This window comes from Arthrobacter sp. TE12231 (assembly GCF_054062895.1).
Genome location: NZ_JBSSFS010000001.1, coordinates 2860807 through 2875082 on the forward strand (window position 1 = coordinate 2860807; position 14276 = coordinate 2875082).

The following is a 14276-nucleotide window of genomic DNA, read 5'->3' on the forward strand; positions in this document are numbered from 1 at the left end:
CGGGATGAACGAGCAGGGCCGGACCCCTGGAGCAAGGCCGGACCCCTGGACCGGGCTGGACCCCTGGACCGGGCCGGGCCCCTAGATGAACTGAAGGGGCCCGGCCTCAGGGATCCGCCTAGGCCGCGACGGCGGCCCGGCTCCGGACGAACGCCTGAACGCAGGCCTCGACGTCTTCGGCGCTGTGGGCGGCGGAGAGCTGGACGCGGATGCGGGCCGCGCCCTTGGGCACCACCGGGTAGCTGAATGCCGTGACGAAGACGCCGTTGTGGAGCATAGCGTCGGCCACCTTGGCCGCCATGACGGCGTCGCCGAACATGACCGGGACAATCGCGTGCTCGCCGGGGAGCAGTTCGAAGCCTTCCTCGCTCATGCGGTTGCGGAACAGTTCCGCGTTGGCGAAGAGCTTGGTCCGCAGTTCACCGGAGTTCTCCACGAGGTCCAGGGCCTTGAGCGTGGCCGCGACGATGGCCGGGGCCAGCGAGTTGGAGAACAGGTAAGGGCGGGCCTTCTGACGGAGCATGGCGATGACCTCGCGGCGCCCGGAGACGTAGCCGCCGGAGGCGCCGCCGAGGGCTTTGCCGAAGGTTCCCGTGTAGATGTCCACGCGGTCCGAGACGCCGGCGTGTTCGGGGGTGCCCGCGCCGGAGGCGCCCATGAAGCCCACCGCGTGGGAGTCGTCCACCATGACCATGGCGTCGTACTTTTCGGCGAGGTCGCAGATCGCTTCGAGCGGGGCCAGGAAGCCGTCCATCGAGAAGACGCCGTCCGTGACGATGATCTTGCGGCGGGCCGGGTTCTCCTGCGTGGTGGCCTCGATCAGCTTCGATTCGAGGTCCGCCATGTCCTGGTTGGCGTAGCGGAAGCGCTGGGCCTTGCAGAGCCGGATGCCATCGATGATGGACGCGTGGTTCAGGGCGTCGGAGATGACGGCGTCCTCCGGGCCGAAGAGGGATTCGAAGACGCCGCCGTTGGCGTCGAAGCAGCTGGAGAACAGGATGGTGTCCTCGGTTCCGAGGAACGTCGAGACGCGCTTTTCCAGGGCCAGGTGCAGGTCCTGGGTGCCGCAGATGAAGCGGACGCTGGCCATGCCGAAGCCGCGCTCGTCCATCGCGGCCTTGGCGGCGGCGATGATCTCCGGGTGGTCCGCGAGGCCGAGATAGTTGTTGGCGCAGAAGTTCAGGACGTCCGCGCTGGACTCCCCGATCTGCCCGGCCTTGATGTGGTTGGCCTGCGGCGAGTCGATGTGACGCTCGGTCTTGAACAGTCCGGCGCTGCGGATCTCGTCGAGTTCGTGCTGCAGCTGGTCCTTGATGGTCGAATACATAGGTTGGCTCCTCAGCTGGTTGGATGCGGGGGCGAAATGCGGGGGCGAAATGCGGGTTCGGAAAGGGGGGCCTGGAGAGGGCGGCCTAGAAGACGGTCCAGTCGAGGACCACTTTGCCCCCGACGCCGGCGCGGGCAACCTCGAAGCCTTTTTCCCAGTCGGTGGCAGGCAGAGAGTCGGTGACGACGGCCGAAATGTTGGCGTGCAGGACCGGGTTGGAGGAGAGCATGGCGCTCATCGCATACCAGGTCTCGAACATTTCGCGGCCGTAGATGCCCTTCATGGTCAGCATGTGAGTGACCACCTTGCCCCAGTCGATGTCGATGGACTGGCTGGGCAGTCCCAGCATTGCGATCCGGCCGCCGTGGTTCATGTTGTCGATCATCTCAGGCAGCGCGGTGGGGTGTCCCGACATTTCCATGCCGATGTCAAAGCCTTCGCGCATCCCGAGTTCGCGCTGGGCGTCCTTGACCCGCATTTTTGAGACGTCGATCGCGAGGTCGACGCCGAGCTTCCGGGCCAGTTCCAGCCGGGGAGCGGAAATGTCGGTGATGGCGATCTTGCGGGCGCCGGCGTGCCGGGCGACGGCGATGGCCATGAGCCCGATGGGCCCGGCGCCGGTGATCAGGACGTCCTCGCCGACCAGCGGGAAGCTCAGGGCGGTGTGGACGGCGTTGCCGAAGGGGTCGAAGATGGCGCCCAGTTCCGGGGTGACGGAGGGATCCTGGTGGACCCAGACGTTGGTCTCGGGGATCACCACGTACTCGGCGAAGGCGCCGTCGCGCTGGACGCCGACGCTGACGGTGTTGATGCACATCTGCTTGCGGCCGGCGCGGCAGTTGCGGCAGATGCCGCACACGATGTGGCCCTCGCCGGAGACCCGGTCCCCCACTTTGACGTCCAGGACGTCCTCGCCGATCTCCACGACTTCGCCGTAGAACTCGTGGCCGGCGATCAACGGGGCGTTGATGATGCCCTGCGCCCAGGCGTCCCACGACTGGATGTGCAGGTCCGTGCCGCAGATGCCGGTGGTCATGACCCGGATCTTGACGTCACCCGGGCCGGCCTCGGGCTCCGGGCGGTCGACGAGTTCGAATCCTGCGTGGGCACCGGCCTTGTAGAGAGCCTTCATGGACTTTCCTAACTGTGTTTTGCTCCGCGTGTATTGCCCCGCGCGGTCTATTCCGCCGTGCGGCGCGGGCATGTGGGACAACTCACCCCATTAGACCCACCGAAAAAGCATTAGCACAACCGAATTCTTCTCAATCGACGATTTAGAAATAGCTGTTGCATAGAATGGCTGGCATGGAAATCCACCAGCTGGAGATGTTGCGTGAGCTCGGCGCCCTGGGCAGCGTCAAGGCCGTCGCCGAAACCCTCCTCGTGACGCCCTCGGCCGTGTCCCAGCAGCTGGCCGCGCTGCAGAAGACCGTGGAGGTTCCGCTGACCCGCAAGGAAGGCCGGAACCTGGTGCTGACGGAGGCCGGACAGGTGCTCGCGGACGCCGGGGCCGCCGTCGTGAGCGCGATGGCGGATGCGAAGATGGCGATCGGCGCCTATCACGGCTCGCCCGTCGCGCCGGTGACGCTCAGCGGTTTCCACAGCGCGGGGCAGGCGCTCTTCGCGCCGCTGGCCCGGCTCCTGGACGCACCTGGACAGCCGCGGATCCTGCTCTCGGACGAGGACGTGGCCCAGCAGGATTTCCCGGCCCTGACGGCCCGCTATGACCTTGTGCTGGCGCACCGGATGGATCACAGCCCGCGGTGGCCCGAGGAGCGCGTCGCGGTGATCCCGCTCGCGCATGAGCCGCTGGACGTCGCGCTGCCGGCCGGGCACCGGCTGGCCGGCCAGCGCGCGGTGACGGCGGACGACGTCGTGGGCGAACCGTGGGTGACCAGCCGCGCCGGCTACTCCCCCGCCGACGTGCTGTCCGCCGTCGCGGCCGTCTCCAGCCGGGAGCTGAACATTGTGCACCGGATCAACGACTATTCGACCGTGGCGGCTCTCGTCGCGGCCGGCGGGGTGATCGGCCTCTTGCCCCGGTATACGGCGCGGCCCGTGCTGAATCCGGGCATCGTGCTGCGGCCGCTGGAAGGCATCAGCACCCGGCGCAGGATCGATGTCCTGGCCAGGCCGGAGAACCTTAAACGCACTTCGGTCATGATGGTCTGCGAAGCACTGCAGACCATCATGACCGAATTGGTGGAGCGTTAGGGTTTTGGCCCCTTAGCCTTCGACGCCGAGGCGCTGAAGGATCAGTTCGCGGACGCGGCCGGCGTCGGCCTGCCCGCGGGTGGCCTTCATGACGCCGCCGACGATCGCACCGATCGCCTGGACCTTACCGCCGCGGATCTTGTCCGCGACGTCGGGCTGCGCGGCGAGGGCCGCGTCAATGGCTTCGAGCAGGGGGCCGTCGTCGGAGACCACGGCGAGGCCGCGCTTTTCAACGATCTCCGCCGGGGTGCCTTCGCCGGCAAGCACGCCGTCCAGGACCTCGGAGGCCATCTTGTTGTTGATCTTGCCCTCTTCCACCATCTTGTTCAGTTCCACGATGGTGGCCGGGTTGACGCCGAGCTGGCCCGGATCGACGTCGGCGATCTTGGCGCGCCCCACGATCTCACCCATCCACCACTTGCGGGCCACCGTGGGGGTGGCGCCGGCGGCGATGGTTTCCTCGATCTCGTCCATGACGCCGGCGTTGACGACGTCGCGGAACTCCAGGTCGGAGTAGCCCCAGTCGGCCTGCAGGCGCTTGCGGCGGGCGGCCGGCGGCTCGGGCAGGGTGGCGCGCAACTCCTCGACCCACTCGCGGGACGCGGTGATCGGGACGAGGTCCGGTTCCGGGAAGTAGCGGTAGTCGTCGGCGTCGGACTTGGCCCGGCCCGAGGTCGTGGTCCGGGTGTCCTCGTGCCAGTGCCGGGTTTCCTGGATGACCGGCTCGCCGGAATCCAAGACGGCGGCGTGGCGCTGGATCTCGTAGCGGACGGCGTGTTCGACGGCGCGCAGGGAGTTGACGTTCTTGGTCTCGGAGCGGATGCCGAAGCGTTCGCGGCCGTGCGGGCGCAGCGAAACGTTGGCGTCGCAGCGGACGTTGCCGCGTTCCATCTTGGCGTCCGAGACACCCAGGTTCTTGACGATCTCGCGGACGGCGGCAACGTATGCCTTGGCGAGTTCGGGCGCGCGGCTGCCCGCGCCCTCGATCGGCTTGGTGACGATCTCCACGAGGGGCACACCGGAGCGGTTGTAGTCCACCAGGGAGTAGTCCGCGCCCTGGATGCGGCCGGTGGCGCCGCCCATGTGGGTCAGCTTGCCGGCGTCCTCTTCCATGTGGGCACGCTCGATTTCGACGCGGAACACGGTGCCGTCGGCGAGCTCGATGTCCAGGTAGCCGTCGTACGCGATGGGCTCGTCGTACTGGGAGGTCTGGAAGTTCTTCGGAGTGTCCGGGTAGAAGTAGTTCTTCCGGGCGAAGCGGCAGGTCTCGGCGATCTTGCAGTTCAGCGCGAGGCCGATCTTGATCGAGGATTCGATCGCGGTCTTGTTGACCACGGGCAGGACGCCGGGCATGCCGAGGTCCACTTCGTTGACGTTGGTGTTGGGCTCGTCGCCGAAAACGTTGGGCGCGGAGGAGAACATCTTGGTCTTGGTGTTGAGTTCGACGTGGACCTCGAACCCCAGGACGGGATCGTACTTCTCCATGGCCTCTTCGAAGCTCAGGGTTGCGTCAGTCATTAGTGTGAACCTCCGTGGCTCGCGGGGGCGCCAGCAGCAACCGCCGGTGCTGAATCAGTCGGTGAAGGGGCCGTCAGTGAGGGGGCGCGGTCCAGGAGCGGGCCGCCCCACTGCGCCTCGAGCAGGGACTCCAACACGGCGCCGACACGGTACAGCCGGGCGTCCTGGCGGGCCGGGGCCAGCAGCTGGATGCCGACCGGCAGTCCGTCCTCGTCGGCCAGACCGCCGGGCAGGGAGAGCCCGGGGACGCCGGCCATGTTGGCGGGGATGGTGGCGACGTCGTTGAGGTACATCGCGAGCGGGTCGTTGAGCTTCTCGCCCAGTTTGAAGGCCGTGGTGGGGGCCGTCGGGGAAATCAGCACGTCCACCTTGGCGAACGCGGCCTCGAAGTCGCGCTGGATCAGGGTGCGAACCTTCTGGGCCGAGCCGTAGTAGGCGTCGTAGTATCCGGCGCTCAGCGCGTAGGTGCCCAGGATGATGCGGCGCTTGACCTCGTCGCCGAAGCCGGCGGCGCGGGTGGCGCCCATGACGCGTTCGATGGTTAGCGGTCCCTCTTCGGGAAGGACGCGCAGGCCGTACCGGACGCCGTCGAACTTGGCCAGGTTGGAGGAGGCCTCGGAGGGCATGATCAGGTAGTAGGCGCCCAGGGCGTACTTGAAGTTGGGGCAGGAGACCTCGACGATCTCGGCACCGGCTCCCCTGAGCAGCTCCAGGGACTCGTTGAAGCGGTTCTCGACGCCGGCCTGGTAGCCCTCGCCGTGGAGTTCCTTGATGATGCCGATCTTCATGCCCTGGACGTTGCCGGTCCGGGCCGCGGCCACGAGGTCCTCGAGCGGGTCCGGCAGGGAGGTGGAGTCGCGGGGATCGTGGCCGCCGATCACCTGGTGCAGCAGGGCCGAGTCCAGCACGGTGCGGGAGACCGGGCCGATCTGGTCCAGCGAGGAGGCCATGGCGATGGCGCCGTAGCGGGAGACGCCGCCGTAGGTGGGCTTGACGCCGACGGTGCCGGTGACGGCGCCGGGCTGGCGGATGGATCCGCCGGTGTCCGTGCCGAGGGCCAGCGGGGCTTCGAAGGCCGCGACGGCGGCAGCGGAACCGCCGCCGGAACCGCCGGGGATGCGGTCCAGGTCCCACGGGTTGTGGGTGGGTCCGTACGCGGAGTGCTCGGTGGAGGAGCCCATGGCGAATTCGTCCAGGTTGGTCTTGCCCAGGATCGGCATCTTGGCGGCGCGCAGGCGCTCCACGACGGTGGCGTCGTAGGGGCTGTACCAGCCTTCGAGGATCTTCGAGCCGGCCGTGGTGGGCTGGCCAATGGTGACGATGAGGTCCTTGACGGCGATCGGCACGCCGGCGAGGGCGTGCAGTTCCTCGGCTGCGCCGCCTCCCGCGGCGCGGATCGCGTCCACTTCGGCGGCCACGGCAAGGGCTTCCTCCGTGTTGACGTGCAGGAAGGCGTGGACCTTGCCGTCGACGGCGGCGATCCGGTCCAGGTAGGCCTGGGTGACCTCGACGGAGGTGACTTCGCGGGCGGCCAGCTTGTCGGCGAGCGCGGCGGCGGAGAGGCGGATCAGTTCGTTGTTCTCAGTCATGGTCTTAGTCCTCATCCAGGATTGCCGGGACCTTGAAGCGGCCTTCGTACGCGTCTGGGGCACCGGAGAGGGATTGCTCGGCGGTGAACGTGTGCCCCACGACGTCCTCGCGGAACACGTTGGTCAGCGGAATCGGGTGCGACGTGGCCGGGACGTCATCACCGGCAGCTTCACTGACGGACTTCACTGATTCGACGATGACGGCGAGTTCGCCGGCCATCCTGTCGAGCTCTTCGGCACTCATCTCGATGTGCGCGAGTTGCGCGAGATGCGCGACGTCGTCGCGGTTGATCGCAGCCATGGATCTCCCCTGCAAGTAAAGGATTATTTTCCGTCCCAGTCTACGTGGGTTGAACTCCGCTTACCGCCCGGCACGGTCTCCTTAACCGCCTCACCTTCCCGGCGCCGGGCCGGACGATCCTTTGGCTGCTCGCTCGTCCCTCGCTTAGACGCAGCCGGCAGGATGTCCGTCCCACCACCGGAGTGCGCCGCTCACCAACGACGGCTGCCTGGTCCGGAGAATCTCCGAACCAGGCAGGCTCGATATCGTCGTTGGGTTCCCCGCCTGCCGTGGTTGGCTGCCAGTGGCAGCGCGCAGGCATTCGGAAGCGTGCGTCTAAGCGAGGAACGAGCGAGCACGCGGAGAATGTCCGCGTGATGCCGCGGAGAGTGTCAGCCGATGCCGATGGCTCCGGTGGCTACTCCTACGCCGAGCATGACCAGGGAGATGACTGCCGTGCGCCAGAGGACCTTCTTGTGGTGGTCGCCGAGGTCCACTTTGGCCAGGGAGACCAGGAGCAGGATGGCCGGGACCAGGGGGCTCTGCAGGTGGAAGGGCTGGCCGGTGATGGAAGCACGGGCCATTTCGGCGGCGCTGATGCCGTAGTGTGCTGCCGTTTCGCTGAGGACCGGCAAGACGCCGAAGTAGAAGGCGTCATTGCTCATGAAGAACGTCATCGGGATGCTCAGGACGCCGGTGATGACGGCCATGAGCGGTCCCATGTCCGCGGGAATGATCTGCACCAGCCAGGTGGACATGGCCTTGACCATGCCGGTGCCATTGAGGACGCCGGTCAGGACCGCGGCGGCCATGACCATGCTGACGACGGCGACGATCGACGGTGCGTGGGCGATCAGCTGGGCGCTCTGGTCCTTGACCTTGGGGAAATTGACCAGCAGGGCGATGGCCGAGCCGACCATGAACACGAACGGCAGCGGCACGAGGTCCGCGACCAGCAGGACCATGATGGCGACCGTCAGGCCCAGGTTGAACCACTGGAGCTTGGGGCGCAGGGTGGGACGGTTGGGGTCCAGGGCGGTGTCCGCCATGGCCGAGTCGCGCTCGTCCACGAGGTCCTCGGCGCGTTCCAGGACGGCGACGGAGGAACCTCCGGTTGCAGGGCTTCCGACGGCGGTAGTTCCGCCGGCGGGGCCGGTCACCTTGCGGCCGAAGCCGAAGCGGCCGGTGCCGGTGCCGCCGCGCGAGGGGCCGGCGTCGGGCATCCGGGCGTCCCCGGTGCCCCAGATTTCCGGGGCGACGGCGCGGAGACGGTTGCGCTCCTGCAGGCCCAGCAGCCAGGCGAAGGCGAACACGACCACCAGGCCGGCGATGAGGGAGGGGATCATCGGGACAAAGACCTCGGACACGCTGATCTTCAGGGCGGAGGCGGCGCGGGCCGTGGGACCGCCCCAGGGCAGGATGTTCATAGTCCCGTTGGCCAGGCCGGCCACGCAGGTCAGGACCACCGGGCTCATCTTGAGCCGCAGGTAGACCGGCAACATCGCCGCGGTGGTGAGGATGAAGGTGGTGGAGCCGTCTCCGTCGAGGGACACCGCGGCGGCCAGGATAGCCGTGCCGAGGACCACCTTGGCGGGGTCGTTGCCCAGCTTGCGCAGGATGAACCGGACCAGCGGGTCAAAGAGGCCGACATCGATCATCAGCCCGAAGTAGATGATGGCGAACATCAGCAGCGCGGCCGTGGACGTCATGGACTTCATCGAGTCCAGCACCATGGGGCCGATACCGAGGCCCGCCCCGGAGAAAAGTCCGAAAATCGTGGGAACGATGATGAGCGCCAAAACAGGCGTCAACTTCTTCGTCATGATCAGCACCATGAATACCGCGATCATGGCGAATCCTAGTAATACCAGCACGGCCGGCTCCTTCTTCATTGAATGACACCACTCCGGTGTGATGCGCACTACAGACGTTAGAGTGGCGTCCGTCACGGCTGGGTCTTTGGCTCAATTGATTGGCATACTGCTTGTTGGATGCATTTTGCGCATTTTGCTCACGTCCTCAACCAGTCCGTACGAACCCTAGGCAGGAGCCCGATGAAGCGCCGCACAGCCCTGCCCGCCCTGCGCTTTTCAACCCAGACGCTGCTCCTGCAGCTCGGCGTCGTGGCGCTGGTGGTGCTCCTGAGCAGCGCCGTCCATGCCTGGCTGACGTATGACCGGCTGGGGCGCGAGGCGGAGAACCAGGCGCTGACCCTGGCCCGGACCGTCGCTTCGGACCCGTCCGTGCGGGCAGAGGTCCAGTCCATCAGCGCCCTTCCCGCTGCTCCCCCGGCGGCCGAGCTGCTGGCCGGGCCGCTCATGGCTGCCGCGGAGGGTGCCCGCACCCGCACCGGGGCGCTGTTCGTGGTCATTACGGACGAGACCGGCATACGCCTGGCGCACCCGGATGCGGAGCGGCTGGGCGAGAAAGTGAGCACCGACCCCTCCGAAGCCCTGGCCGGCAAGGAGGTCACCACCCGGAACACGGGCACGCTGGGGCCCTCCGCCGGCGCCAAAGTCCCGGTGTTCGCCCCGGAGTCCACGGCAGTGGTGGGTGAGGTGAGCGTGGGCTACTCGACGGAAACGATCAGCCAGAGCCTGGCCAGGGACATCGCTCCCATCGCCGCTACGGCCGCCGGGGCACTCCTCGCCGGGGTACTGGCGTCCTTCCTGCTCCGGCGCCGGCTTCAGCGGCTCACGCTCGGGCTGGAGCCTGAGGAAATCAGCACCCTCGTACACGACCAGGTGGCGGTACTGCAGGGGGTCGACGACGGCGTGATCGGCGTTGCGGCCGACGGCCGGGTCAGTGTCTTCAACGCCGCCGCCCAGCGGCTGCTCGGTGTTCCCGACCTCGCCGGCAGCGCCTGGGGCACCGCGCCGGTGCCGGCCCAGCTGAAGGCCCTGACCCGGGCCGACGCGGCCGAGGGCGACGCCGTGGAACTCGTGGCCGGCGGCCGGGTACTGGTGGCCAGCGCGCGCAAGGCCCTGCATGGTCGCGAGGACCTGGGCTGGGTGGTGATGCTGCGGGACCGGACCGAACTGCAGCAGCTGACCCGGCAGCTCGATGCCGTCGGCACGATGTCCGCGGCCCTGCGGGCGCAGCGCCACGAGTTCGCCAACCAGCTGCACACCATCGCCGGCTTCATGAGCATCGGCAAGCCCCAGCAGGCCCAGGATTATCTGGCCAGGCTGGCAGCCACCGGGCCGCTGACATTCCCGGTGGACCAGGCCGAGCTGCTCCAGGACCCGTATCTGCAGGCCTTCCTCGGGGCCAAGGGCGTTGAGGCGGACGAGCGCGGCGTGAGCCTTCGCCTCGGCCCGGAATCCGTGGTCCGCGGCCGCGTCGCTGAGCCGCAGGATGTCACCACCGTCCTGGGGAACCTGATCGACAACGCCGTGAATGCCGCCGTCGCCGGTTCCGCGTCCGAGCGCTGGGTGGAAGTGGAAGTGCTGGACGAACCGGGCGTCAACGGCGGCGCCGGCACCCTGCACATTGTCGTCGCGGATTCCGGCGACGGCCTGGGACCCGGGGTTGCAGCCGCAGGGGCCGAGGCCGTGTTCACGGAAGGCTATACGACGTCGGAACGGCCGGCGCGGGCGGGCGCAGGGCAGGGGCTGGGGCTGGCGTTGTCCCGGCAGCTCGCGCGCCGGCGCGGCGGCGACGTCCGGGTGCTGGACCCCGGCTCCCCCGGCGGCCCGGGCGCCGTGTTCGTCGCCACGCTGCCCGGGACAACAGAACCAACCGGAAAGGACACCGATGTCTGAGGATTTCAGGGTGCTGATAGTCGACGACGATTTCCACGTCGCCAAGCTGCACGCCGCCTATGTGGATTCCGTGGCCGGTTTCCTCGCGCTGCCTCCGGCCGGTTCGGCGTCGCAGGCGCTGCAGGCCATCCACAGCCTGCGCCCGGACCTTGTGCTGCTGGACGTCTACCTGCCGGATGCTTCCGGGCTGGACCTGCTGCACCAGCTGGACGTGGACACCGTGATCCTCAGCGCCGCCTCGGACACGGCCTCGCTCCGGCTCGCATTCCGCCGCGGCGCCCTGGGCTACCTGCTCAAGCCCTTCACGGCCGAAGCCCTGTCCCAGCAGCTGCGCTCGTATGCCCGCTACCGCCGTATCCTGGCCCAGCCGGGATCCGTCAACCAGGAGACGGTGGACCGCGCCAAGCGGGCCCTGATCGCGGGCGACGTCGCCCCCTCCGCGCGGCCCCGGTCCGCCACCGAGGCCGCGGTGCTCGAATCCCTGGTTCCCGGTGAGCAGTATTCGGCCGCCGACGTCGCTGCCCGGGTGGGGGTGTCACGGGCCACCGCCCAACGGTACCTGTCCTCGCTCGCGGACGACGGCGCCGTCGACATCCAGCTGCGCTACGGCACCACCGGGCGCCCCGAGCACCGCTACGGACTCCCCGCCGGAACCGGCCCCTAGGCCTCCGCAAAGCAACGCGGGGCCCCAGCAGGGCTGCCGCGATGGACCGTAAGTGCCCGCGTCGGTTCTAGCCGGTGTCCGCCCGGCCCCGTTCTGCGGCCGCTTGTTCCGCCTCGACTGCCCTGTGGATGTTGCCGTGGATCTTGTCCGCCCCGATGAGTTCGATCACGCCGTCGCGTTCGAGGATGGCCCGTACCGCCGGCTTCAGGCGGGTGAGGCGCAGGTTGACGCCGGCGTCCCGGGCCAGGGTCACGACGTCCGCCATCTTTGCCGCGCCTTGGGAATCTACGAAGTTGATCCCCCCGCAGTCGATCACGATCCCGGTCAGTTCCGGTTTTGCATGGATGACGTCGCGCAGGCGATCCTCCAGGGCGTCGGCGGTGGCGAAGAACAGGCCGCCGTCGAACCGGATCACGGCCACGCCGGGGAGGATCTCGTCGCCGGGGTGCCCGTCGGCTTCGCGGAAGACCTGCGTGCCCGGTTCGCGGCCAAGAGACGGCATCGCCGGGTGGGTGGCCACCGCGACCAGCCAGATCAGCGAGAGTCCGATGCCGATGATGACTCCCGCGAGTACGCCGAACACCAGGGTTCCGAGGATCGCGGCGACCGCGATCCAGAAGTCCACCTTTTGTACCCGGGCCAGCCGCCGCATCTCCGGCACGTTCATCATGCCCATGACGACGGCCTCGATGATCAGAGCCGCCAGCACGGGCTTGGGCAGGTTGGAAAAGAGCGGCGCCAGGAACAGCAGTGTAAGCAGGACCGTGACACCCGAGGTGAGGGAGGCGAGCCCGGTCTTCGCCCCGGAGTGGTCGTTCAGCGAGCTCGCTGAGAGGCTTGTCGAGACCGGCATCCCCTGGAACACGCCCGCGGCCAGGTTGGAGAGGGACTGCGCCGTCGATTCCTGGTTGATGTCGATCTGGTAGCGGTGCTTGGCGGCGAACGCGCGCGCATCGCCCGCGGTCTGGGAGAAGCCGATCAGGACCAACGCCACGGCGGCGACCGCGACCGTGCCCGCGTGGTCCCACATGAGCTGGCCGTCCGGGATCTTCAGCGCCGGGAGCCCCCGGGGGACGTCACCCACCAGCGCCACGCCCTTGGCGCCGAGATCAAACAATGCCGCCGCGAGCAGTCCGCCCACCACGAGCACGAGGGCGCCGGGGACCTTGGGAGCGATTGCCTTGAGCCCAAAGACGACGGCCAGCGCGATCACGCCGACGATCACCGTCGCCCGGTGCGCCTCGCCGAGCGTCCCCAGCCAGGACCACAGTTCCTGGATCGGATTGGAGCCGGTGACCTCGGTCCCGGTGAGCTTGGGGAGCTCCCCGATCACGACGTCGATCGCCGCACCGAAGAGGAAGCCTGTGACCACGGCACGGGAGAGGAACTGCGCGATCCAGCCCATCTTGAGGACGGCAAGGAGCAGGAACAGGACCCCTGAGGCAAGGGTGATACCGGCGACGAACGAGGCGATATCGACGTCGTTGGTAATGCCTGCCGCGAGCACGGCGCTCGCGGCCACCGCCGCCAGACCCGAGCTGGGACCCATCGAAATTTGCCGGCAGCTGCCGAAGATCCCGTACATGAGCGCGCCCGCGGCAGCCGCATACAGTCCGTTCTGCAGCGGAATCCCCGCGATGCCGGCGTACCCCAGGTTCTTCGGGACAATCAGGGCGGCGACGGTGACGCCGGCGATCAGATCGCCACGCAGCCATGCCCGGTCATAGGAACGGAGCTGGCCTAAAATGGGGACCCGGCTGGGGCCCTGTCCGTGCGCCCTGGTCATGCGCCAGTCTTACCCCAAGTCCGGCCGTTCCGCCAGAGTCCCGCCCGGCCCGGGCTCGAGCGCTTCTAGCTGGCGCTCTTCTGGGCGACGAGTTCGATCTCGACGAGCATCTTCGGGTCCAGGAACGGCAGCACATGGACCAGGGACAGCGTCGGGCGGATGTCGCCGAAGACCTCGCCGTGGGCGCGGCCGGCCTCTTCCCACTTGCTGATGTCCGTCAGGTACAGCTTGGACTGCACCACGTCTTCGAAGGCGAAGCCGGCCTCGGCCAGCACTGCCCCGAGCTTCTGCAGGATGTAGCTGGTCTGGGTGTAGAAGTCCTCGCCCACGATGCCGTCCTCGCCGCTCGCGGCGGTGGCGGAGATGTAGAGGGTGTTGTCCACCTGGACGGCCCGGGAATAGCCGAGCGTCTGTTCCCAGGTGGAGCCGGTGCCGAAGGTTTTGCGCATGGGGTGCCTTTCGCAGTTGCCGCAGGGATCGGCACAACTCTAGGGCGGATGGCCGGCAGGCCGATAAAACGCGCGCTTTTGTGTCAGAGGGCCTGGCGGTAGACGAGCAGTTTGATGTCCGTGCCCGGCACCAGCCAGTCACGGTCCGGTGCCCGGACGAAGCCGGTCTTGCGGTAGAGGCCGTGGGCGCTTTCCCAGCTGATGCCCGTAGTGAGGGCCACTGCGTGGATTCCCGGCAGGGACCTGGCGTGTTCGATGATGGCCTGGACCATGGCCTTGCCGGCGCCGCTGCGCTGGACAGCCGGGTCCACCACGAGCATGCGGAACTCAAGCTCGTCGCTCCGGGCGATGTCCGCATAGGGTTCCCCCGCGACCGCCAGTGTCACGGATCCGAGGATGCGGCCGTCGCGCTCGGCCACCCAGATCGTCGCGTCCGCCGCCCGCGTGGTGACGTCCTGGATCTGCCGCATGTAGGGGTGGTCGGCGCTCTCAAAGTAGCCCGCCGCCAAGTAGGCGTCCCGGGTGATGCGCGCTATGGCGTCGAAGTCGGCCGGAACGGCGGGGCGAATGAGGATCTGCGAAGGCACCTGTCAATGGTACGGGTGGCCGACACCGGCTACGTGCGCAAGGGCTGTTTCCGTGACTGAACTATCACTATTGCCGGGACCCGGCGTGAGGAGCACCC

General features: G+C 68.0%; 12 protein-coding genes. 3 read left to right on the forward strand and 9 right to left on the reverse strand.

Annotation, left to right across the window (positions count from 1 at the left end; translation table 11 throughout):
* Nucleotides 1-118 precede the first annotated feature (118 nt).
* The gene (locus ACVWYS_RS12950) at nt 119-1327 is read right to left on the reverse strand and encodes a glycine C-acetyltransferase (RefSeq protein WP_456507153.1); all 1209 of its coding nucleotides are present in this window, start codon (nt 1325-1327) and stop codon (nt 119-121) included.
* A gap of 85 nt (nt 1328-1412) precedes the next feature.
* Entirely contained in the window at nt 1413-2459 is a 1047-nt protein-coding gene (tdh, locus tag ACVWYS_RS12955) for an L-threonine 3-dehydrogenase (protein ID WP_116768272.1), read from the reverse strand.
* Between the two features lie 173 nt (nt 2460-2632).
* On the opposite strand from tdh, the gene ACVWYS_RS12960 reads away from it, so the two are divergent.
* On the forward strand, nt 2633-3541 hold the full coding sequence (locus ACVWYS_RS12960; RefSeq protein WP_116768273.1) for a LysR family transcriptional regulator: 909 nt from the start codon (nt 2633-2635) through the stop codon (nt 3539-3541).
* 12 nt (nt 3542-3553) lie between these two features.
* Here ACVWYS_RS12960 and gatB read toward each other — a convergent pair whose 3' ends face one another.
* The 4 genes from gatB to ACVWYS_RS12980 all read right to left on the reverse strand — a co-directional run bounded on the left by gatB (nt 3554) and on the right by ACVWYS_RS12980 (nt 8802).
* A complete protein-coding gene (gene gatB, locus ACVWYS_RS12965) occupies nt 3554-5059 on the reverse strand; it encodes an Asp-tRNA(Asn)/Glu-tRNA(Gln) amidotransferase subunit GatB (RefSeq protein ID WP_456507154.1) in 1506 nt (501 codons plus the stop codon).
* Nucleotides 5059-6648, reverse strand: coding sequence for an Asp-tRNA(Asn)/Glu-tRNA(Gln) amidotransferase subunit GatA (gene gatA / locus ACVWYS_RS12970; protein ID WP_456509864.1), 1590 nt, complete (start codon nt 6646-6648; stop codon nt 5059-5061). The genes gatB and gatA overlap by 1 nt, the downstream gene beginning before the upstream one ends.
* A gap of 4 nt (nt 6649-6652) precedes the next feature.
* Nucleotides 6653-6949 carry an Asp-tRNA(Asn)/Glu-tRNA(Gln) amidotransferase subunit GatC gene (gene gatC / locus ACVWYS_RS12975; RefSeq protein WP_091249523.1) on the reverse strand — a complete coding sequence of 99 codons (297 nt, stop codon included), beginning with the start codon at nt 6947-6949 and terminating at the stop codon, nt 6653-6655.
* 371 nt (nt 6950-7320) lie between these two features.
* Nucleotides 7321-8802, reverse strand: coding sequence for a CitMHS family transporter (locus ACVWYS_RS12980; protein ID WP_456509865.1), 1482 nt, complete (start codon nt 8800-8802; stop codon nt 7321-7323).
* A 180-nt stretch (nt 8803-8982) separates the two neighbouring features.
* Between ACVWYS_RS12980 and ACVWYS_RS12985 the strand changes: the two genes are divergently transcribed.
* Nucleotides 8983-10692 carry an ATP-binding protein gene (locus ACVWYS_RS12985; protein WP_456509866.1) on the forward strand — a complete coding sequence of 570 codons (1710 nt, stop codon included), beginning with the start codon at nt 8983-8985 and terminating at the stop codon, nt 10690-10692.
* A complete protein-coding gene (locus tag ACVWYS_RS12990) occupies nt 10685-11356 on the forward strand; it encodes a response regulator (RefSeq protein ID WP_456509867.1) in 672 nt (223 codons plus the stop codon). Before ACVWYS_RS12985 ends, ACVWYS_RS12990 begins: the two co-directional genes overlap by 8 nt.
* Before the next feature lie 67 nt (nt 11357-11423).
* On the opposite strand, the gene ACVWYS_RS12995 is transcribed toward ACVWYS_RS12990, so the two are convergent.
* The 3 genes from ACVWYS_RS12995 to ACVWYS_RS13005 form a co-directional block, all read right to left on the reverse strand.
* On the reverse strand, nt 11424-13142 hold the full coding sequence (locus ACVWYS_RS12995; RefSeq protein WP_344363985.1) for a SulP family inorganic anion transporter: 1719 nt from the start codon (nt 13140-13142) through the stop codon (nt 11424-11426).
* Between the two features lie 65 nt (nt 13143-13207).
* A complete protein-coding gene (locus ACVWYS_RS13000) occupies nt 13208-13591 on the reverse strand; it encodes a RidA family protein (protein ID WP_091249516.1) in 384 nt (127 codons plus the stop codon).
* 83 nt (nt 13592-13674) lie between these two features.
* Complete coding sequence (locus ACVWYS_RS13005) at nt 13675-14178, reverse strand: GNAT family N-acetyltransferase (protein ID WP_344363988.1); 504 nt, start codon at nt 14176-14178, stop codon at nt 13675-13677.
* Between the last annotated feature and the right edge of the window lie 98 nt (nt 14179-14276).

Excerpts from the sequence above, each read along its gene's own strand:
- ACVWYS_RS12950 (WP_456507153.1), bottom strand. The coding sequence starts at position 1,327 with ATGTATTCGACCATCAAGGACCAGCTGCAGCACGAACTCGACGAGATC.
- tdh (WP_116768272.1), bottom strand. The coding sequence starts at position 2,459 with ATGAAGGCTCTCTACAAGGCCGGTGCCCACGCAGGATTCGAACTCGTC.
- ACVWYS_RS12960 (WP_116768273.1), top strand. The coding sequence starts at position 2,633 with ATGGAAATCCACCAGCTGGAGATGTTGCGTGAGCTCGGCGCCCTGGGC.
- gatB (WP_456507154.1), bottom strand. The coding sequence starts at position 5,059 with ATGACTGACGCAACCCTGAGCTTCGAAGAGGCCATGGAGAAGTACGAT.
- gatA (WP_456509864.1), bottom strand. The coding sequence starts at position 6,648 with ATGACTGAGAACAACGAACTGATCCGCCTCTCCGCCGCCGCGCTCGCC.
- gatC (WP_091249523.1), bottom strand. The coding sequence starts at position 6,949 with ATGGCTGCGATCAACCGCGACGACGTCGCGCATCTCGCGCAACTCGCG.
- ACVWYS_RS12985 (WP_456509866.1), top strand. The coding sequence starts at position 8,983 with ATGAAGCGCCGCACAGCCCTGCCCGCCCTGCGCTTTTCAACCCAGACG.
- ACVWYS_RS12990 (WP_456509867.1), top strand. The coding sequence starts at position 10,685 with ATGTCTGAGGATTTCAGGGTGCTGATAGTCGACGACGATTTCCACGTC.
- ACVWYS_RS12995 (WP_344363985.1), bottom strand. The coding sequence starts at position 13,142 with ATGACCAGGGCGCACGGACAGGGCCCCAGCCGGGTCCCCATTTTAGGC.
- ACVWYS_RS13000 (WP_091249516.1), bottom strand. The coding sequence starts at position 13,591 with ATGCGCAAAACCTTCGGCACCGGCTCCACCTGGGAACAGACGCTCGGC.